The sequence below is a fragment of the Paraconexibacter sp. genome (assembly GCF_041602235.1).
Classification (GTDB): domain Bacteria; phylum Actinomycetota; class Thermoleophilia; order Solirubrobacterales; family Solirubrobacteraceae; genus Paraconexibacter.
The window spans coordinates 1-19599 of the sequence record NZ_JBFIGP010000044.1 but is presented as its reverse complement, the minus strand read 5'-3'; the positions used below and the strand labels follow the sequence as shown (position 1 = coordinate 19599).

Sequence of the window (19599 nt, the reverse complement as noted above, 5' to 3'; positions counted from 1 at the left end):
CGGCTGCGGGATCCGGATGACGAGGCGTCGGCTGTCGGGATCCGCCCTGTCCGGCGAGCTGCGACGGGTCCTCCACTCCTCGACCCGCAGCGCCCCGCGGCGGTCCGTGTAGGAGACGTAGAACCGCCGGCTGCGCGTGTAGCTGGGCGCGAACGCCAGGCTGAGGAGTCCCTGCTCGGTGCGGGTGCTGACCTTGCCGCGAAGGCTGAGGAACGGCCGACGGAGGACCCTGCCGCCACGGACGATCCGCACCCGCCCGCCCTTCTCGACGACGAACAGGCGCGGGGGGTCGCCAGGCGGCTGGGTCAGCCAGACGGGACGCGCGAACCGCGCCACCGGCTGCAGGCGCAACCGTGGGCCGCGCTGTGCGCCGGCCTGGGCTTCGGCGTCGGGCTCGTCGGGCAGGACGAGCGTCGGCGGGGCCGTCCCCGTCCCGTCCGGTCGCCCGGAGGGATCGTCGCCCAGCGCCATGACCAGCACGAGGCCGACGAGCACCAGCGACGCTGCGATGGCCCCGGCCGCGGCGCGCGACACCATCGCCTACGAGCCCTCGTCAGGCGTCGTCGTCCCCGGACGTCAGGCCGAGCGCGACGGGATCCAGCGCGAGGCGCGGCACGTCGCCCCACAACTGCTCGAGGCGGTAGTACTCACGGGTGTCGGGCGTGAAGACGTGGACGATGACGTCCCAGTAGTCCATGAGGATCCACCGTGCCTCCTGCAGGCCCTCCACCCGACGCGGCAGGACGCCATGGTCCTTCTTGAGGCCCTGCTGGATCGCATCGTGGATCGCCTTCACCTGGCGGTCGGTGTTGCCGGTGCACACGACGAAGACGTCGGTGAACCCGCTGACCCCGCGCAGGTCGAGCGCGACGATGTCGGACGCCTTCTTGTCGGCCGCCAACGCCGCGATCACCTCGGCGAGGCGCACCGGATCGATGCTGGTGGGTTCGGAGTTCGCGTTCTCGGTCATGGTGGTCTGCGTCACGTCACCCTCCAGGGTAGGGACTCGGGACCGTCAGGGCTCGCCCCTGCGGTACCAGCCGCGCTGCGCGATCCGCTCCGCGACGGCGTCCGGGACGAGATGACGGATGCTGCGGCCCTCGGAGACACGCCGGCGAAGCAGCGACGACGACACGTCCAGACGGGGCATGTCGAAGAAGACGACGCGCTCCGCGCCCGCCAATCCCGCCAGACGCTCGCGGACGTCCTCGCGCTCGACTCCCTCCCGCTCGGCGACCGCGAGGGTCGCCAGGCGCAGGACGCCCTCCGGCTCACGCCAGGTCGGCAGGGACTGGGCCATGTCCCCTCCCACGATGAACGTCAGATCGTCCTCGGGATGCGCAGCATGGATCGCGCGCAGCGTATCCACGGTGTAGGACGGCCCCCCGCGGTCGACCTCCAGCGAGCTCACCTCGAGCCGGGGGTCCCCCGCGACGGCCAGCTCGCACAGCTCGAGGCGCGCCTGCGGCCCCGGGTCGGCGTGGGCCTCCTTGTGCGGGGGAAGGAACACCGGCATCAGGAGGACCCGGTCGAGCCCGAGCTGCTCGGACGCCTCTGCGGCCGACACGAGGTGCCCGATGTGCGGCGGGTTGAACGTCCCGCCGAGGATCCCGACCTTCGTCACGGGGTGCGACCGCGGCTCAACGGACGTGCCCGTCCCCCGTGACGACGTACTTGAAGGCGCACAGCTCGCGCAGGCCGATCGGGCCGCGAGCGTGCAGCTTCTGCGTGGAGTTCCCGATCTCGGCCCCCATGCCGAACTCGCCGCCATCGGTGAAGCGCGTCGACGCGTTGACGTAGACGCACGCGGCGTCGACGCCCAGTTCGAACGCGCGCGCGGAGGCGGCGTCACGGGTGACGATGGCCTCGGAGTGCCCGGAGCCGTGTGCCCCGATGTGCTCGATCGCCTCCTGGACGGAGTCGACCACCCCGACCGCGAGCGTGAGGGAGAGGTACTCGGTGTCCCAGTCCGTCTCCCCGACGTCGTGGAGCCGTCCGTCGAGCGCCGCCCCGGCCAGCGCGCGGGTCCGGCCGTCGACGCGCAGCTCGACGCCGGCGTCGAGCAACGCCGCGAGGGCGACCGGCAGGAACGCCGGGGCGGCGTCGGCGTGGACGAGCAGCGTCTCCGCGGCGTTGCACACGCCGGGGCGCTGCGTCTTGGCGTTGAGGATGATCTCCGTGGCGGTCCCGACGTCCGCGGAGGCGTCGACGAACACGTGGCAGTTCCCGGAGGCTGCGTACATGACCGGGACCGTGGCCACACCCTTGAGCGCGTTCTTCAGGCCCTCTCCGCCCCGCGGGATGATCAGGTCCACGACGCCGGCCTGGGTCGCCAGCTCCGCGAGCTCCTCGCGTCCGCCGCCCGCGACCAGCCCGATGGCCCCCTCGGGCAGACCGGCCTCGACGGCGGCCTCCGCGGCGATCCCTGCCAGCACGGCGTTCGACCCTGCTGCCGACGAGGAGCCGCGCAGGACGATCGCGTTGCCGCTCTTGAGGCACAGCGCCGCCGCGTCGATCGTGACGTTGGGACGCGCCTCGTAGACCACCGCGACCACGCCCAGCGGGACCCGCACCTTCTTGACGTCGAGCCCGTTGGGCAGGCGCCTGCCGTCGATCACCTCGCCGACCGGGTCGGGCAGCGCGGCGATGTCGCGGACCTGGCCGGCGATGGCGGCCACGCGTCCCTCGTCGAGCAGCAGGCGGTCGAGCAGCGCGGCGTCGAGGCCGTTCTCCCGCCCCGCCTCCATGTCGCGGCCGTTGGCCTCGAGGATCTCCGGGGTCCGCGCGATGAGCGCGTCGGCGATCGCGTGGAGCGCGCGGTCCTTGGTCGCGCTGTCGGTCGCCGCGAGGGCGCGTGCCGCGGCACGGGCGCGCAGGCAGATGTCGGAGACGCTCGTGGTCGTCGTGGCCATGCCGGGAGGGTACCGGCCGCCCGTCCGGGCCACGGGGCGGCGCCCGGTTCGCGCGCAGGCGGGCGGTGTCCCGCTCAGGCGCGGGCGCGCCCCGACCGACCGCTACGACCCTGCCGGTCCTGGGCCGCCACCGTGACCGTCAGGCGGCCGTCGTCGACGCTGATCCCCCCTACCCGCACCGAGCGCTTCTTCGCGGACACGAGTCGGGACAGGACCCGCTTGGACGTGCGGCCCCGGACCGTGACCAGGTAGCGCCGCGCCCCGGGGACGCCGCGCCACCGCACGAGCACCGAGCGACTCGAGCGTCGGGCACGCACGCGGCGCACCGTCGCCGGCCGCCGTGCCGCGGGCGCCGTGTAGCGCGTCACCACCGTGGCCGAGGCCGGCACGTCCCCGCGCGAGACCACGGCGACGATGTCGCGGCGCCCGGCCGGGCCGGAGGCGGGCGTGAAGGTGATCGTGCCCGCGCGGCCCTTCGCGGCGCCCAGGTCCGCGCTCGCCCCGCGGCCGCCGCGCTCGGCGAAGCGCACTGCGGCGCCGCCTCCGCCCGAGATGGCGTACCGCAGGACCCGACGCGTGCCCTTGCGCTTCACCGTCGCCCTGACCTTCACCGCCGGCGCGTCCCGGGCCGTCAGCACGCCGGTGATCGCCGGGGACCCCGGTGAGGGGACGACCGTCCAGGTCCCGGGCTTGGGGTCACGCAGGATCAGGAGCGTCCGGGCGCCCTCCGGCATCGTGAGCGCGACGGCGGGCCCGGTCACCGATCCCGTGGCTCTGGCGTCGACCGGCGTGACCGCGGTGCCGTCCGGGGCGCGGAGGGTCACGGTCGGCGTCCCTGCCGCGGCGCCGAGCTCGACGTTCTGCACGCGCGTCCCCGCCGCCACCGTGAACGTGGTGCCCCCAGCCTGCGCCGCACGGGCGCGCGGGCGCTGCACCTCGAACGTGCTCAGGTTGCAGTCCCCCAGGGTCGCGCCGGCACGGACGCCGGCCGGGATCGGCTGCCCGAACTTGTAGCCCGCGTAGAACGAGGCCCCGAGCACCGTGTAACAAGCGCCGATGCCCTTCCCGGAGATCGCGGCGCGCTGCCCGACCGCCGGGAGCCCGGCGACCCGCACCTTGACGTCCGCCGTGGCCCCGAACTGCCGGCCGGGCCCGTCGACGAACCCCTGCAGGCTGCCCGAGAGGCCCACGAGCACGAGATCGACGTCGTACCCGGCGGTGAGGTCGGCGTAGCCGTCGGTCCCGGCGTTGAGGACGACCCGGTTCATACTGACGTTGGCGATGTTCCCGACCCCGGTGTACTTCAGGAGCACGGTGCCGCCGGAGACCGTCAGCACCAGATCGCCGTCGACGCCGACCGTGTACGTGTCTGGCGGAGCGATGGGGAACGCGCCGAAGCTCGCGCCGACCTTGAAGCTGATCGGGTCGAGCCCGAAGCCGCCGCGGAGCTTCGTGAAGTACACGTTGGGTCCGATGGCGATGCCCGGGTAGGGCGGCGTGAGCTCGAAGTTGCCCATCACGAAGCGGCCCTTGGTGAACGTCACGTCCGCCCCGAGCGCCGCGCCGCCGGGTTGGGGTGGCAGCCCGAGCGTCGCCTTGCCGGACCAGGTCTCGGTCCCGCCCGTGTAGGAGATCAGGAGGTCCCGGACCTCCATCGGCCCGAGCGGCGCCCGGGAGACGGCGAGGCGCATGGACTCCAGCTGCACCCCCCGGCCGCTCTCCAGCAGCAGGGTGGCGTCCCCGGTGATCCCCCCGAACGCGCCGGGGAGGGAGAGCGACAACGGGATCCGCGCACCGGTCCCGGTCAGCTGCACCTTGATCCGTCCCGCGATCGGGAAGCCGGCGAGGTCGAGCCCGGAGGGAGCGATGTCCAGCAGCGTCCCCCCGACCCCGACGTCGTCGAGCTTGATGTGGAGCTCCGCGTGCAGCAGCGTCATCTCGAGGCCGGCACCACGCAGGAGCACGCGTACCTTGCCGGTGGTGTCGATCGTCCTGCGCCGTGGGTCGAGGAGGATCCGCACGTTGGTGTCGGGGACCAGCACCAGGCCGTTGAGGTCCACGGGCCCTTGCGACACCGCGGCGCCCGGGTATTTCGGATCGACGCTCGGCAGCAGGCAGCCCTGCCGCGGCGTGGCGAAGACCTTGCCGAAGCTGACGCGGTCACAGCCCGCGAAGGCGCCGGGCACCCCGGTGCCGGCCAGCGCACCGGCGCCCTTGACCCCGGTCGGTGAGAGCGTCCCGAAGGCGGTCGCCGCGATCGTGCCGCTGGTGAGCCCGGTCGGGTCCCGCCGGTACACCGTCACGCCCCCGCCGTCCTTCGCGACGGCGGTGCTGACGTCGTCGATCCCGCCGCCGGCGGTGGCGGCCCGGGCGACGAGGCTCGTCGGACTCCAGGAGCGTCCGCCGTCAGCGGACTCCGTGCCGAACAGGGTCGAGCCGATCCCGTCGCGGATGACGCCGTGCAGGACCCCTGACGCGTCCTGCGCGAACGCCCGCACGGAGCCGGTGCCGTTGCGCGGCACCGGCAGCGCGACGGGACCATGCGGCACGCCATCGGCCACGCGGCGGACGGTCCAGGGCCCGCCGGTCGGCGCGCGACCGAACAGGAACGTGCCCGCGGGTCCCGATGCCAGCGTCACCTCGTCCAGCCCGGGCACCGTCTGGCGGGTCCAGGCGTCCGGGTTCTGCGGGTCACCACCGGGTGTGAGGCGACGGACGACCGCGTAGCCGCTGAGGTCCCGGAACGCCGCCACCGGCTGCTCGCCGTCGAGCGCGAGACTGCCCGAGTACGCCTCGTTCCCCGGGCCCAGCAGCGCGGTGGCGCGGGTGTACTGGCCCGGGACGATGGTCTGCACCCGGGTCCCCCCGGTCTGCGTGTCGGAGATGACCGCGATCTTCGGATTCACGCCCCCGAACACGAGCGCACCGCCGGAGGGCTCCTGGGTCCCGACGATGACGGGAGCGCTCCACGTGGTCCCTCCGTCCACGGACGTGTAGGCGTAGAGCGTGCGATCGCTGGTCGCGCCGTCCGGATGGTCGACCACGACGGGGTAGCGGAAGGTGAGGACGACCAGTCCGTCTCCGATCTGCAGGATGCGGGGGCCCGCGAAGTCCTCGGACGGTGTCCGGGCCGGATCGAACGGCGTCTGCGTCGGGTTGTCGCACGCGCTCGCACCGCGCGGCAGGCGGCAGTAGTGCAGGAGATCGTTCGCGAGCGGCTGCCCGGCGGCGTCGACGTCGTCGACCCAGACGATGTGCGCGGTGCCGGCGGCGTCGACGTGGACGTCCGGCTTCCAGCCGTTCGAGCTCAGGACCGTCGCCCGCGGGGTCGGCTCCGGTCCGGTCCTGGGGAGGCTGCGCCGGCCCTGGTAGCCCTGGGTCCGGTAGACCCCGGACTTCAGCGAGGGATGCCGCGCCTTGGTCTTGGCCTTGCTCTTGGCCTTGGTCTTCGCGCCGTGGGCGGGCGGGGCGACGAGCGCGGCCGACCCGCCTCCGAGGAGCAGCACTGCGGAGAGCACACCAACGACGATGCGACGCATGACCGCTGGAACATACTCCCGGCGAACGGCTCGCCGCAGGAACTTTTCGAGCGGCGAGCCCAGGCGCGCCGCAGGGCGCGCCGGACCTCAGCCCAGCACGAGGTAGTCGCGGTGGACGGCCTCGTCCGCCGCCCCGCCGAGCCGGTTCCGGACCTCCGAGGTCTTCATCCCGGCGACCGAGCGCAGCTCGGCCGCGCTGAAGGTGCTGATGCCCTTGGCGACGACCTCCCCGGTCCGGCTGACGATCTCGACCGCGTCGCCGGCGTCGAAGCTGCCACGCGTCTCGACGACGCCGACCGGCAGGAGGCTGGCGGCCCCGCCGCGGAGCGCTCGTACGGCGCCGTCGTCGACGACCACGGTGCCGCGCGTGGGCTTGGCGTACTTGAGCCAGAGCTTGAACGACGAGTACTTGGCGGGATGCGCGGCGAAGCGCGTCCCGGCCTCCTCCCCGGCGAGGACGGCTTCGAGCGCGCCTGCGCGGATGCCGCTGCAGATCGTCGTGGGGATGCCCGCCGCGGTCGCCATCTCGGCGGCCACGACCTTGGAGCGCATCCCGCCGGACCCCAGGGCGGAGGTCTCGTGCCCGATCGCCAGCGAGTCCAGGATCGCGAAGTCCTCGACCCGCGCCAGCAGCTCCGCCGAGGGGTCGTTCCTCGGGTTGGCGGTGTACAGCCCCTCGATGTCGGTGCAGAGCACGAGCTCGTCGGCGCCGAGGAGCACCGCGACCTGCGCGGCGAGGAAGTCGTTGTCCCCGAAGCTGATCTCGTCGGTCGTCGTGGTGTCGTTCTCGTTGATCACGGGCAGCACGCGCCAGCGCAGCAGCCGGCCGAGCGTCTGCCGGGCGTTGAGGTAGTGCAGCCGGGCGCTCATGTCGAAGAACGTGAGCAGCACCTGTGCGCTCGTCACGCCGCGCTCACGCAGCAGCTCGTCGTAGACGCGGTACAGCTTGCCCTGACCCACCGCGCTCGCGGCCTGGAGGTCCTCGATCGCGGTCGGACGCGCAGGAAGGCCCATGACCCGCATGCCCCGGGCGATGGCCCCGCTCGTGACGAGGACGACGTCGTCACCGGCCGCATGGCGGTCGGCGAGCGCGCCGCAGACGCGCGCGAGCACCGCATCGCGGAGCGTGCCGTCGCTCTCGGCGACGACGCTGGATCCGAGCTTGACGACGATTCGGGCCATGGACGGTCCGCAACGATACGAGCCCGAGGCCCGCGGCGTCCGTCGGCGGCCCCGGTCGCGGCCTATCCCGGGTCGAGCTCGAACACGACGCCGCCGATCTCCACGTCGTCGCCGGGCTCGAAGCCCCTGGCCTCGAGGGCACGGATGACCCCCATGCGATGCAGCTTGTGCTCGACGTGGTTGAGCGCGTCGTCGTTCTCGAGGTCGTGCCGGGCGATCAGCCGGTCCACCGCGTCCCCGCTCACGCGCCACTCGCCCTCACCGATCTCCTCGACCTCCCAGCCACGGCCCTTGGCGGGCCGGAACACCCGGTGCTCCGCGAGGTCCTCCTCGGCGGCGAGCCCGAGGCCCCCGGTCGACCCGAGCGGGACGCGGCGGAAGAGCTCCTTGGCGAGGTCCTCGAGACCCAGGTGGGTGGCGGAGGAGGTGACGAGCACGGGGGTGACGACCTCGACCGGGCTGTCGTCCCACTCCTCGCGCGGCGGGATCTGGTCGGCGAACCGCTCGCGCCAGACCTCGGCGGTCACCTCCGCCTCCTCGGGCGACACGAGGTCGGCCTTCGAGAGCACGAGGATGCGCGGCAGGCGGGCCAGCCGCTCGTCGTGCAAGGCGAGCTCGCGCTCGATCGTCTCGTAGTTCTCCTGCGGGTCGCTCCCGTCGAACGGCATCAGGTCCAGCACGTGGACGAGCAGGCGGGTCCGCTCGACGTGGGCGAGGAAGTCGTGTCCCAGGCCGACGCCCTCGCTGGCGCCCTCCACGAGGCCCGGGATGTCGGCCAGGATCAGCTGGCGCCCGTCGCGCTCGATGGTGCCGAGCTGCGGCTCCAGCGTGGTGAACGGGTAGCTGGCGATCTTCGGCGCGGCCCGCGTCATGACCGACAGCAGGGAGCTCTTGCCCGCGTTCGGCACGCCGACGAAGCCGACGTCCGCCAGCAGCTTGAGGCGCAGATCGATCCAGGCCTCGGTGCCGGGCAGGCCGAGCTCCGCGAACCGCGGCGACTGGCGCACCGAGCTCTTGAAGCGCCGGTTGCCCCTCCCGCCGACCCCGCCCTCGGCGACCACGGCGCGCTGGCCGGGGACCGTGAGGTCGTGCACCGTCCCGTCCTCGAGGTGGATCTCGGTGCCGGGCGGCACCTTGATCTCCAGCGTGTCGCCGTCGGCGCCCTCGCGCTGCGACCCCTCGCCGTGACGTCCGCGCGGCGCGCGGTAGTGGGCGCTGCGCTTGAACACCTGGAGGTCCCGCAGCGAGTCGTCGCACACGAGGACGACGTCGCCGCCGCGTCCGCCGTCGCCGCCGTCGGGTCCTCCTTGCGGCACGTGCGCCTCGCGGCGGAAGCTCATGCAGCCGTTGCCGCCGTCGCCGGCGTGAACGTGGATGCGGGCCTTGTCGTAGAGCATGGTGGGTAGAGGAGACTCCGCAGGAGCAGATCCCCTCCCGCTCATCGTGACACGACGAAAGGCACTCATGGCTTCAGACAAGGTCTTCCTCATCACCGGCGCCAGCACCGGCATCGGCGCGCAGACCGCGCGGCAGGCCTCCGCGGCCGGGTACCGGGTGGTCCTCGCGGCTCGCTCCACCGACAAGCTCGAGGCGCTCGCGGACGAGCTGGGCGGGCCCGAGCGCGCGATCGCGGTCCCCTGTGACGTCACCGAGTGGGATCAGGTCGAGGCGCTCGCCGCCCGCGCGAAGGAGGCGTTCGGGCAGATCGACGTCGTGTTCGCCAACGCCGGCTTCGGCGCCGCCCGCGGCTTCCGCAAGGAGTCCCCGGAGCAGTGGAAGTCGATGATCCTGACGAACGTGTACGGCGCGGCGCTGACGATCCGCGCCACGATCGACGAGATCGAGCGCACCAAGGGCCACTTCCTGCTCACCGGATCGGTCGCGGGACGGCGCGCCCTGCCCGGCTCGCTCTACAGCTCGACGAAGTGGGCGGTGACCGGCATGGGCGAGTCGCTGCGCCAGGAGCTGAGCGGCACCGGTGCCCGCGTGACGCTCATCGAGCCCGGCATGGTCGACACGCCGTTCTTCGACAACGGTGCCGGCGACGGCGCGCTCCTCGCGGAGGACATCGCAGGCGCCGTCCTGTACGCCGTGTCGCAGCCCGCGCGGGTGGACGTCAACGAGATGCTGATCCGACCGACGGCCCAGGAGCTGTAGGGCTGTCGGGCCACGACGCTGCCCGGCGCGGCGGGAACGAGCGCCGGGCCTAGCCGGCGCGCTTGAGGGCCGCGGCGAGCGCGAAGCCCGCGACGGCGGAGCCGCCCGCGAGGGCGATCACGCCGGCGGCCTGCGGCGGCAGACCCTTGCGGCCCGCGACCGTGGCCGCGAAGTCCACGGTGTCGGCCACCGCGCACGTGGCCATCCAGCGGGGACCGACCTCGGGGTGCGACAGCGTGTGCAGGGTCAGCCCACCGAGGATCGCGTCGCGCACGCCGAGCGCGCGCATCGCGACCTGACCCGCCGGCTGCTCGGCGACCTCGCCGAGCCACCCGCGCGACAACGGCGTCGGCGCGGCCATCAGGCCGACGCCGAGCGCAAGGCGACCCGCGGCGAGGCCGCGGGCCAGGAGCATCGGGGAGAGCGCCACGAACCGACCGCTACTCGGCGGACGGAGCGGCGGGCTGCACGCTGACGACGCGGCCGCGACGGCCGACGTCGAACGACACGGTCCCGGCGGAGCGGGCGTAGAGCGTGTCGTCCTTGCCCATGCCGACGCCCTCGCCGGCCTTGAAGCGGCTGCCGCGCTGGCGGACGATGATCTCGCCGCCGGTGACGACCTCGCCGGCGAAGACCTTCACGCCGAGTCGCTTGGAGTTGGAATCACGGCCGTTGCGGGACGAGCCCAGGCCCTTCTTGTGTGCCATACCGGTGTCTCCTACTTGGCCTTGATGCCGGTGATCTCGATGCGGGTGAGGTCCTGGCGATGCCCGTTCTTGTTCTTGTAGCCGCGCTTGGGCTTGAACTTGAAGACGACGAGCTTCGGGCCGCGCACGTGCTCGACGACCTTGGCGGACACGGAGGCCTTCTCCAGGCCAGCCTTGTCGAACACCGAGTCGTCGCCGCTGATCAGCAGCGGCTGCAGGTCGACCGAATCGCCGGGCTCGAGAGCGAGCTTCTCGACGAGCAGGGTCTGACCCTCCTCAACGCGATATTGCTTGCCACCGGTCTTTACGACTGCGTACATAGTTCATCTACTCCGACGAGGACGTGTCCGCGGCCTTGGCAGCGGAACGGCGCCGTCCGCCTCTGCGGCCACGGCGCCTGGGCTTGGATGGTACGGCATCGCCGTCGGAAGCGCCCTCCGGGGCGGCGGGCAGGTCGGACTCGTCGACCAGGACGGCGGTCGCGGCGGTCCGGCCCGCGTCCTCGATCCGCACCAGGCGCTTCTCCCCGACCAGCCGGCCGGCCCGCCGGATCGACACGATGTAGCCGTCGATCTTGGCGACGGCCGCGTCGGCGTCGTACATGTGCGGCTCGACGATCTGCACGAGCACCTCGTCGCCGGGCCGGAACGGCACCGCCTTCTCCTCGACCTCGGCCTTCGTGCCCTCCATGGTCACCTGGAAGTGGTCCAGCGGGAGCCCCTCGGAGCCCTCGAAGTGGAACAGCTTGCCGGTCTCCATCTCCAGCGCGCGGAGCACCCGGCCGCCGTCCCCGGTGAACTCGGCCGTCACCTTCGGGTTGATCTGCACGAGGAACGCCTCCGTGGCCCGCGGCGCCCGGGACGCGATCTCGCGCAACTGGCGCTCGATGTCGATCGCGATCGTCTCCTCCGAGCGGATCACGCCGTCCCCGTGACAGGTCGGGCACTCGCGGCTGATGATCTCGCGCACGCCCTCCGTGACGTTCTGGCGTGTCATCTCGACGAGCCCGAGCTTGGAGATCTCCGCGGTGAACGTCTTGGTGCGGTCCTCGTCGAGCGCCTTGCGCAGCGTCTTGAGCACCGCGTCGCGGTTGCGGGCGCGCGCCATGTCGATGAAGTCGATGACGATGATGCCGCCGATGTCCCGCAGGCGCAGCTGGTTGACGACGGCCTCCGCCGCCTCCAGGTTGGTGCGGGTGATCGTGTCCTCGAGCCGGGCCTGCTTGCCCCGACCCACGAAGGAGCCCGAGTTCACGTCGATGACGGTGAGGGCCTCGGCGTAGTCGATCATCAGGTAGCCGCCCGAGGGCAGGTCGACCCGCTTGGAGAGCAGGCCGTCGATGACCTCGTCCACGCCGTAGCGCTCCATGAGGGGCACCGAGTCCTGGTACAGCTCGACGCGGTCCACGAGCTCGGGCGCGGTGCGGCTGAAGAACGACACGAGCCGCTGGTGCTGCTTCTCGTCGTCGACCACCGCCCGCTCGAAGTGGTCGCTGAAGATGTCGCGGACCACCCGGACGGACAGGTCGGCCTCCTGGAAGACCAGGCCGGGAGCCGGCGTCGACTCGACGCGCGACTGGAGGACCTCGTGCAGCTTGAAGAGGTACTGGAGCTCACGCTCGAAGTCCTTGCGCTTGGCCCCGTGCGCGGCGGTGCGGACGATCGCGCCGCCACCGTGGAGGTCCAGGCCCTTGACCTCCTTGCGCAGGCGCTCGCGCTCCTTGTCGTCGAGGCGCTTGGAGACCCCGACGCCCTCGCCCGTGGGTGTGTAGACCATGTAGCGGCCGGCGACCGTCAGCTCCATGGAGAGCCGGGCGCCCTTGGTCTTGAGCGGGTCCTTGACGACCTGGCAGACGATCTCCTGCCCAGGCTTGATCAGGTCGGTGATCTTCTTGCCGTTGCCGTCACCCCGGCCGCGGCGCACCTGCTCGACGCCCGGGATCACGATCTCGTCGACGTGCAGGAACCCGTTCTTGTCGAGCCCGATGTCGACGAACGCCGCCTCGAGGCCGGGCAGGACGTTGTCGACCTTGCCCTTGTAGATGTTGCCGACGATCGAGCGGTTGCCGCGGCGCTCGAAATAGAGCTCGGCGACGCGGTATCCCTCAGGGACACCGCTCGGTCCGCCTTTGCCGCGGCGACGACGCTGTCCGCCGCCGTTGGTGGTGGCCTCCGGCGTACCGGTGGCTTCCATCAGCGCGACGCGGGTCTCTCCGCGGTCGACGCTGACGAGCACTTGCTTCTTCACGTTGTGGTTCCTCTGGATCTAGAAGCCGAGGACGCGGCCCTTCATCGCTGCCGATGCGCGCCCTTGCGCGTAGATCGACTGGAGAAGGCCGACGGCCAGGAAGGTGGAAAGGACTGAGGATCCGCCGTACGTCATAAGCGGTAGCGGGATCCCGGTGATGGGCATGATCCCTACGTTCATGCCGACGTTGACGAAGACCTGCGTGAGGAGCATCGCGATGATGCCACCCGCGATCAGCGCTCCGAACAGGTTCTTCGCCATGGTGAGAATGCGTATGGCGCGCCAGACCAGCAGCGCGTACAGCGACAGCACGAAGCCGGCACCGACGAATCCCCAGCGCTCGCCGACCGTGGCGAACACGAAGTCGGTGTGGTCCTCAGGGAGGAACCGCAACGACGACTGGGTGGATCGGTCGCCCCGTCCGGTCTTCTCCCCGGATCCGATGGCGATGCGCGACTGCGCCTGCTGATACCCGGCGTCTCCCGGGTCGTTGGAGGGTTGGAGGAACGAGGTGAGCCGCTCCTTCTGGTAGGGCGCGAGAACCTCCACGCCCACCCGGGGAGCGACGACCAGCACGAGCATCACCGCCGCCAGACCGAGCGCGATCAGCGCGGCGAAGTGCCGCACCGAGGTCCCGGCGACGAAGAGCATGGTGAGTCCGATCGCGATGTAGACGAGACCGGACCCGAGGTCCTGCGCGATCACGAGGCCCGCGGGGATCAACGTGAGAAGCATGATCCGCGCGGTCGTGTCCCGATCCTGCAAGCGCCGGGCGCGGTCCACCACGAAGCCCGCGAGGGCCATGACGAGGAGGATCTTGCCCAGCTCGGAACTCTGGAAGCTGAAGAACGGCAGTTGGATCGCCAGCCGCGATCCACGTGTGACGGTGCCGAAGGCGAAGACGAGCAGGATGATCCCGATCAGCAGCGCGTAGAGCCCGATCTTGAGCTCACGCAGCCGCGAGTAGTCGATCACCGCCGCCACGATCGCGATGGCCAGTCCGACGCCGAAGTAGATCGCCTGACGGGTCACGAACGTGTTGGGATCGGCGAGCCCGTCCCCCTCGCTCGCGGCCCCGATCGCCAGGAGCGACCACACGCAGAGGCCGATCACGGCGAGCGCGAGCACAGGGTCGAACGGCAGTGCGAGCGACACCGCGCGCGACCGCGGCGAGGCGGCGACGTCGGACGGCGACTGGATGGGGGTCGTGGCGTTCACGCGGTTAGTTCGTTCGCGACGTTCCGACCTTGAAGACGCCAGGCTTGTTGAAGAAGTGCTGGGACAGGATCTGCCGGACGGCCGGCGCCGCGGCCTCCGCGCCGAACCCGCCCTTCTCGACCGTCACGGCGACGACGATCGGCTTCGTCGGGCTGGGGACGTAGGCGACGTACCACGACTGCTCGAAGTAGCCCTCGGCGTTGATGACCTCCGCCGTGCCGGTCTTCCCGTAGACGGGGTAGCGATCGTGAGGCCAACCCTCGAACGTGGTCGTGCTGGTGCCGCCGGGCGCGCTGGCCGCCTGATGCAGACCGTCCATGATCGCCTCACGGTACCCGGCGTCGAGCTTCACGCGCTTGGGGGCCCCACGCCGCAGGCTCTGCAGCTCGCGTCCGCGGTCGTCCTCGACGAGCTTGCCCACGTGCGGCTCGACGACCTTGCCCCCGTTGGCCAGGATCGCGTAGGAGAGCGCGAGCTGCAGCGGCGTGGCCTGCAGGTCGCCCTGCCCGACGGACAGGTTCATGTTGTCGCCGAACGTCCACGGCCGCATGTCGGAGATCCCGCAGCCCGCGCGAGCCGTGAGCGGGATCTTCCTGCGCTTGCGGCAGTCGGCCTCCGCCTTGCCGACCCGGGCGCGCCAGTCGCGATCGGGCACGTTGCCGCCCGCCTCGCCCGGCAGGTCGATCCCCGTGGTCTTGCCGAAGCCGAACCGCTTGGCCCAGCTCTGGAGGATCTCGCCCTTGAGCGGGTTGAGGTTCTGTCCCAGGCGGTAGAAGTAGATGTCGGACGAGACCTTCATCGCCTCCCGCAGGTCGACGCTGCCGTTGGCGGTCTTGCCGGCGTTGCAGAACTCCTGCTTGGCGAGTCCGACCTTGATGCACCCGGCGTCGGCGATCCGCGTCTCGGGCGTGACCAGTCCGGCGGCCAGGCCGGCGTAGGCGGTGACGGTCTTGAACGTCGAGCCGGTCGCGTACTGCGAGGCGATCGCCCGGTTGAACCGGGGTGCCCCCGCCTCCTCGCTGAAGAGCGCCTCGTAGCGCTCCTGGCTGATCGGACGCGACAGCACGTTGGGGTCGAAGCTCGGAGCGGATCCGAGCGCCAGGATCTCCCCGTTCGTCGGGTCCATCGCCACGAACGCGCCCGCGTCGCCGCGGTTGCCGTTGCCGCGGGCGGCCATCATGCCCCGCTGCAGCGCTTCCTGCGCGGCCTTCTGCAGCTCGAGGTCGAGCGTGAGCTTCACGGTGTGTCCGACCCGGGGTTCGCGGGTGCGCCCCTGCCCGCGGTTCTCGCCCTGGGCGTTCACGACGATCCGCGTCGCACCGTCACGGCCGCGCAGGAACTCGTCGTACTGGTACTCGAGCCCTTCCTGCCCGACGATCGCGCCCTGCGAGACCCCGCGGTAGCGCTTGCGGTCCTCGAGCTGCTTGGGGCTGACCTCCCCCACCGTGCCCACGATCTGGGCGGCGAGCTCGCGCTGGGGGTACTCGCGCAGGTACTTCTGCCCGACCTCGACCCCGGGGAACTGCTCCTGGCGCTCCTCGATGTAGTCGCGCATCTTGTCCGGGACGTCGGTCTTGAGGGTCACCCGCGCGTACGGCACCTGGGCGATCTGCTGCACGGTGCGGCGCTGGATCTCGTCCACGGACATCTCCAGCACCCGTGCGAGGCGCTTGAAGCGCTCCTCGAGCTCCGGGGTGGCGACCTCGGGGATCGGGACGCCGTAGCGCCCGCGCTGGCCCTTGGGCTTCTTGAGGCGCGCCGTCACGCGCTGCCCCCACTCGAGCGCCGCGGTCTTCTCCTCCTGCGGGATCTGCTCGGGGTCGAGCTGGACGAGCGTCGCCTGGCGGTTCTGCACGAGCACGTTGCCGTTGCGGTCGACGATCGTGCCGCGCGGCGCCTGGATGCGCTCGGTGCGCACGCGGTTGCTCTGGGCCTGGGCCAGATAGCGGTCGCCGTCGAGCACCTGCAGGTACCACAAGCGGAAGAAGACGATGCCGAACAGCACGAAGGCGAGGCCGCCGATGAAGGCGACGCGCAGCGCGAGCTGCGGTGTGATCGGCGGGCGTCGGTCGCTGACGGGGTCGATCATGCGCGTGAGAGCGGCGAGAGGCCGCCGGTCGTGTACGCCCGCCGACGGCGACGCTTGGGGTCGTCGGGGAGCGCCGGGGTGAGCCAGCGGCGAACCAGCGCGTGGACCGGGATCGCCGCGATCGTGTTGACGAGGACGACCGCGAAGATCTGGGTGATCAGCAGGAAGCTCACGGGCGCGTCGACGCCGAGCAGGAACTGCAGCAGGGCGAAGCCGCCTACGGCGACCAGGGTGGCGATGCCGCCGACGACGGGCGGGATCGCCGCGCCCTGGGGATCGCGCAGCTCGCGGACGCGCCCGGCCCCGTACCCGACAGCCGTGTACAGCAGCGAGTCGATCCCCAGCGTCTGGACCAGCGCCATGTCGACGAACAGCCCGACCGCGAACCCGAAGGCCGCTCCGCCCAGCGATCCGCAGAGCAGGCCCGCGGACGCGACGGCGAGCGGCACGATGTCCGCGTTGACCCCGAGCAGGCGGACCTGCGCGACGGCGGCGACCTGGGCGATCACGACGATCAGGCCGAGCACCAGCAGACGCGTCAGGAGCTGTGGGGTCAGGACGATCACGACACGGGGCGGTTGCCGTTGGCTGCCTCGGTGAGGACCTGGACGAAGTCGATCCGGCCGACGTCGACGTACGGCCGCAGGTGCACCTTCTGCGAGTCGGTCCCGGGCTCGTCGATGCGCGTGACCTCACCGATCGGGATGCCGGGTGGGAACAGCGAGCGGTACTTGGGGTCCGACGTGCGCGTCCCCGCGGTGAGGATCATCTGCTTGGGATCGACGCGGTCCGAGCGGCGGGTGTACTTGAGGATCAGGTCGCGTGGGTTCCCGACCGCGCTCTCCACGGTGCCGTTGACGCCGGTCTCGGCCACCTCCGCGGTGACGCCGATCCGGTGGTCGGTGATGAGCGTGACGATCGCGTACCCGCGACCGACCTGGGTGACCTTGCCGACGAGGCCGGCCCCGGCGAGCACCGGCTGATCGACCCGGATGCCCGAGCTCGACCCCTTGTCGATGTTGATCGTGGTCGACAGCACCAGCGAGGAGCGTGCGATCACCCGGGCCGTGACCGGCTTGTAGCGGTCGAGCTCGGCCCGCGTGTCGAGCGCGAGCAGCCCGCGCAGCCGGGCGTTCTCCTGCAGCGCGTTCTTGGCGGCCGCCGCCTCGGCGCGGTAGCGGTCGCGCTCCTTGCGCAGATCCTTGTTCTCGCCCTTGGCGTCGATCGTGTCGCCGACCCAGCCGAACAGGTCCCGGACGGGCTTCAGCGAGCGGCTGGCGCCTTCCTGGATCGGGGAGATGACCTCGACGACGCCGTTCTGGATCGAACGCAGGGGGCCGCCGTTGTCACCGAAGCTGGCGGTGATCAGGATCAGGGAGCAGACGACGAGCAGCCCGAGGACCGCGCGCCGTCGGCGTACCGTCTTGGCGTCGTACACGGGAAGAAGTACTCCAAAGCGTGGCGGGGATTGCGCCAATCACAGGATGGCATCCCGCGATGGCGTTCGGGCCCGGGGCCGAGACGGCGGCGCATCTCAGTTCCTCCGGCGGCGGTTGCGCGAGCCCTTGCTCGTGCGGTGGATGACCTCGAACTCCTCCAGGGAGCGGCCCGAGCCGACGGCGACGCACGTGAGCGGCGACTCGGCGAGGTGCGCGGGCATCTGCGTCTCTTCGCGCAGGCGCTCGTCGAGCCCCTGCAGCAGCGATCCGCCGCCGGCCAGCATGATGCCTCGGTCCATGATGTCGGACGCGAGCTCGGGCGGCGTGCGGTCGAGGGTTTCCTTCACGGCGTCGAGGATCTGCGAGAGGGGCTCCTCGAGCGCCTGCCGGATCTCCTCGCTGGTGAGCACGACGGTCTTCGGGAGCCCCGAGACCATGTCGCGCCCCCGGATCTCGGCCTGGACCTCTTCCTCCATCGGGTAGGCCGAGCCGATCTCCAGCTTGACCTCCTCCGCGGTCTGCTGGCCGATGAGCAGTTTGTACTCGCGCTTGGCGTAGTTGATGATCGCCTCGTCGAGCTCGTCGCCGCCGATGCGGATCGACTGGCTGACGACGATGCCGCCGAGCGAGATCACGGCGACCTCGCTCGTACCGCCACCGATGTCGACGACCATCGATCCGGTCGGCTCCCCGACCGGGAGGCCGGCGCCGATCGCCGCGGCCATGGGCTCCTCGATCAGGTACGCCTGGCGCGCTCCGGCGGACAGGCATGCCTCCTCGACCGCGCGCTTCTCGACGCCCGTGACCCCGGAGGGCACGCAGACGACGACGCGCGGGTGGGCCCAGCGGTTCTGGTGGACCTTCTGGATGAAGTGGCGCAGCATCTCCTCCGTGACGTCGAAGTCGGCGATGACGCCGTCCTTCAACGGCCGGATGGCCTGGATCGTCCCCGGGGTCCGGCCGAGCATCCGCTTGGCCTCTATGCCGACCGCGTGCACCTCACCGGTGCGGGAGTCGATCGCCACGACGCTCGGCTCGGAGAGCACGATGCCGCGACCGCGTACGTAGACGAGGGTGTTGGCGGTGCCGAGGTCGACGGCCATGTCGCGGCCACCGAACCCGGTGAGGTAGCTGAAGAAGCCCATGAGGGAAGGTCCGCACGCGCTGGGGATCGTCCCCACCGATGATCTTGCGGCTGCGGGCCGCGGACTCGGGCCAGTGTAGCGGAGCCATGGCTGACACCCTGTCGCGCGGTCCCCGGCTTGCAGGCTGGGAAAACGGCTGCAAATGGGCGCCCGAGCGCCGCTACCGCAGCAGGTGCGGCCGGCGATCGAGGAGGAGGGCGACGGGCAGCCCGACGACGTTCAGGTAGTCGCCGTCGATCGAGCGCACCAGGGCACCGCCGGCCTCCTGGATCGCGTATCCCCCGGCCCGGCCCTGCCACTCGCCCAGGCCCACGTACCAGTGGATGAAGGCCTCGTCGAGCCGCCGGAAGGTCACGCGGGTGACCGCGGTCGCGACCTCGGTCGTGCCGTTCTCGATGATCGCGAGCCCGCTGACGACGTCGTGGGTGGCCGCCGACAGGGCCGCGAGCGTTGCGCGGGCCTCCTCCGCCGAGGCGGGCTTCCCGTAGATGGCGCCGTCGAGCGCGACCAGCGTGTCGACCCCGAGCACGAGCGCGGCCTGCTCCGAGGACGCCAGCCCGGTGGCCGCGGCGCGGGCCTTGCGCAGCGCGTTCTCCCGGGCGACCGCGTGCGGCTCGCCGGCCTCGAGCTCGTCGACGTGGGTCGGGCGCGCATCGAACACCACCCCCAGGCGCGCCAGGATGGCGCGCCGCTGGGGGGACGCCGAGGCCAGGATGAGCGGGGACGGCCCGGACCGTCCCATCCGCTCGGCTACAGCTCCGGGAACCAGATCCCGATCTCGCGCTCGGCGGACTCCGGCGAGTCCGAGCCGTGGACCATGTTCTCCCCCACGAGCGTGGCGAAGTCACCGCGGATCGAGCCGGTGGCCGCCTCGAGCGGGTTGGTGGCGCCGATCAGCTGACGCGCCGCCTTGATGGCGTCGTTCCCGGACAGGATCGCGGCGACGAGCGGCCCCGACGTGATG

General features: G+C 71.6%; 19 protein-coding genes. 1 reads left to right on the top strand and 18 read right to left on the bottom strand.

Going from position 1 to position 19599, the window contains the following annotated elements; translation table 11 throughout:
- From ABYE80_RS05885 to obgE, 7 genes are all read right to left on the bottom strand, one after another.
- A partial coding sequence (locus ABYE80_RS05885; protein ID WP_372789334.1) for a PQQ-dependent sugar dehydrogenase occupies positions 1–537 on the bottom strand: 537 nt, incomplete at its 3' end.
- 16 nt (positions 538–553) lie between these two features.
- Complete coding sequence (rsfS, locus tag ABYE80_RS05880; RefSeq protein WP_372789333.1) at positions 554–985, bottom strand: ribosome silencing factor; 432 nt, start codon at positions 983–985, stop codon at positions 554–556.
- A 30-nt stretch (positions 986–1015) separates the two neighbouring features.
- Complete coding sequence (nadD, locus tag ABYE80_RS05875; RefSeq protein ID WP_372789332.1) at positions 1016–1624, bottom strand: nicotinate-nucleotide adenylyltransferase; 609 nt, start codon at positions 1622–1624, stop codon at positions 1016–1018.
- A gap of 16 nt (positions 1625–1640) precedes the next feature.
- Positions 1641–2912 carry a glutamate-5-semialdehyde dehydrogenase gene (locus tag ABYE80_RS05870; RefSeq protein WP_372789331.1) on the bottom strand — a complete coding sequence of 424 codons (1272 nt, stop codon included), beginning with the start codon at positions 2910–2912 and terminating at the stop codon, positions 1641–1643.
- Positions 2913–2986: 74 nt separating this feature from the next.
- On the bottom strand, positions 2987–6451 hold the full coding sequence (locus ABYE80_RS05865) for a hypothetical protein (protein WP_372789330.1): 3465 nt from the start codon (positions 6449–6451) through the stop codon (positions 2987–2989).
- An 87-nt stretch (positions 6452–6538) separates the two neighbouring features.
- Positions 6539–7633 carry a glutamate 5-kinase gene (gene proB / locus ABYE80_RS05860; RefSeq protein WP_372789329.1) on the bottom strand — a complete coding sequence of 365 codons (1095 nt, stop codon included), beginning with the start codon at positions 7631–7633 and terminating at the stop codon, positions 6539–6541.
- 62 nt (positions 7634–7695) lie between these two features.
- Positions 7696–9030 carry a GTPase ObgE gene (gene obgE / locus ABYE80_RS05855; RefSeq protein WP_372789328.1) on the bottom strand — a complete coding sequence of 445 codons (1335 nt, stop codon included), beginning with the start codon at positions 9028–9030 and terminating at the stop codon, positions 7696–7698.
- A gap of 67 nt (positions 9031–9097) precedes the next feature.
- Between obgE and ABYE80_RS05850 the strand changes: the two genes are divergently transcribed.
- Positions 9098–9790, top strand: coding sequence for an SDR family oxidoreductase (locus ABYE80_RS05850; RefSeq protein ID WP_372789327.1), 693 nt, complete (start codon positions 9098–9100; stop codon positions 9788–9790).
- 49 nt (positions 9791–9839) lie between these two features.
- Here ABYE80_RS05850 and ABYE80_RS05845 read toward each other — a convergent pair whose 3' ends face one another.
- From ABYE80_RS05845 to ABYE80_RS05795, 11 genes are all read right to left on the bottom strand, one after another.
- Positions 9840–10220 carry a hypothetical protein gene (locus ABYE80_RS05845; RefSeq protein WP_372789326.1) on the bottom strand — a complete coding sequence of 127 codons (381 nt, stop codon included), beginning with the start codon at positions 10218–10220 and terminating at the stop codon, positions 9840–9842.
- A gap of 10 nt (positions 10221–10230) precedes the next feature.
- Entirely contained in the window at positions 10231–10497 is a 267-nt protein-coding gene (gene rpmA / locus ABYE80_RS05840) for a 50S ribosomal protein L27 (RefSeq protein ID WP_372789325.1), read from the bottom strand.
- Between the two features lie 11 nt (positions 10498–10508).
- Positions 10509–10817 (bottom strand): 50S ribosomal protein L21, encoded by a 309-nt coding sequence (rplU, locus tag ABYE80_RS05835; protein ID WP_372789324.1) that lies wholly within the window; start codon positions 10815–10817, stop codon positions 10509–10511.
- Positions 10818–10824: 7 nt separating this feature from the next.
- Positions 10825–12744 carry an Rne/Rng family ribonuclease gene (locus ABYE80_RS05830; RefSeq protein ID WP_372789323.1) on the bottom strand — a complete coding sequence of 640 codons (1920 nt, stop codon included), beginning with the start codon at positions 12742–12744 and terminating at the stop codon, positions 10825–10827.
- A gap of 18 nt (positions 12745–12762) precedes the next feature.
- Positions 12763–13962 (bottom strand): FtsW/RodA/SpoVE family cell cycle protein, encoded by a 1200-nt coding sequence (locus tag ABYE80_RS05825; RefSeq protein WP_372789322.1) that lies wholly within the window; start codon positions 13960–13962, stop codon positions 12763–12765.
- Between the two features lie 4 nt (positions 13963–13966).
- The gene (mrdA, locus tag ABYE80_RS05820) at positions 13967–16051 is read right to left on the bottom strand and encodes a penicillin-binding protein 2 (RefSeq protein WP_372789321.1); all 2085 of its coding nucleotides are present in this window, start codon (positions 16049–16051) and stop codon (positions 13967–13969) included.
- Positions 16048–16617, bottom strand: coding sequence for a hypothetical protein (locus ABYE80_RS05815; RefSeq protein ID WP_372789320.1), 570 nt, complete (start codon positions 16615–16617; stop codon positions 16048–16050). Before ABYE80_RS05815 ends, mrdA begins: the two co-directional genes overlap by 4 nt.
- A complete protein-coding gene (gene mreC / locus ABYE80_RS05810; protein WP_372789319.1) occupies positions 16614–17489 on the bottom strand; it encodes a rod shape-determining protein MreC in 876 nt (291 codons plus the stop codon). Before mreC ends, ABYE80_RS05815 begins: the two co-directional genes overlap by 4 nt.
- 96 nt (positions 17490–17585) lie before the next feature.
- Entirely contained in the window at positions 17586–18635 is a 1050-nt protein-coding gene (locus ABYE80_RS05805; protein WP_372789318.1) for a rod shape-determining protein, read from the bottom strand.
- A gap of 160 nt (positions 18636–18795) precedes the next feature.
- On the bottom strand, positions 18796–19377 hold the full coding sequence (locus ABYE80_RS05800; RefSeq protein WP_372789317.1) for a nucleoside triphosphate pyrophosphatase: 582 nt from the start codon (positions 19375–19377) through the stop codon (positions 18796–18798).
- Between the two features lie 8 nt (positions 19378–19385).
- A partial coding sequence (locus ABYE80_RS05795; protein WP_372789316.1) for a nucleoside-diphosphate kinase occupies positions 19386–19599 on the bottom strand: 214 nt, incomplete at its 5' end.

What these genes read in the sequence shown, in the direction of transcription:
- ABYE80_RS05870 (WP_372789331.1), bottom strand. Translation starts at nt 2,912, where the DNA reads ATGGCCACGACGACCACGAGCGTCTCCGACATCTGCCTGCGCGCCCGT.
- ABYE80_RS05865 (WP_372789330.1), bottom strand. Translation starts at nt 6,451, where the DNA reads ATGCGTCGCATCGTCGTTGGTGTGCTCTCCGCAGTGCTGCTCCTCGGA.
- proB (WP_372789329.1), bottom strand. Translation starts at nt 7,633, where the DNA reads ATGGCCCGAATCGTCGTCAAGCTCGGATCCAGCGTCGTCGCCGAGAGC.
- obgE (WP_372789328.1), bottom strand. Translation starts at nt 9,030, where the DNA reads ATGCTCTACGACAAGGCCCGCATCCACGTTCACGCCGGCGACGGCGGC.
- ABYE80_RS05850 (WP_372789327.1), top strand. Translation starts at nt 9,098, where the DNA reads ATGGCTTCAGACAAGGTCTTCCTCATCACCGGCGCCAGCACCGGCATC.
- rpmA (WP_372789325.1), bottom strand. Translation starts at nt 10,497, where the DNA reads ATGGCACACAAGAAGGGCCTGGGCTCGTCCCGCAACGGCCGTGATTCC.
- rplU (WP_372789324.1), bottom strand. Translation starts at nt 10,817, where the DNA reads ATGTACGCAGTCGTAAAGACCGGTGGCAAGCAATATCGCGTTGAGGAG.
- mrdA (WP_372789321.1), bottom strand. Translation starts at nt 16,051, where the DNA reads ATGATCGACCCCGTCAGCGACCGACGCCCGCCGATCACACCGCAGCTC.
- ABYE80_RS05805 (WP_372789318.1), bottom strand. Translation starts at nt 18,635, where the DNA reads ATGGGCTTCTTCAGCTACCTCACCGGGTTCGGTGGCCGCGACATGGCC.
- ABYE80_RS05800 (WP_372789317.1), bottom strand. Translation starts at nt 19,377, where the DNA reads ATGGGACGGTCCGGGCCGTCCCCGCTCATCCTGGCCTCGGCGTCCCCC.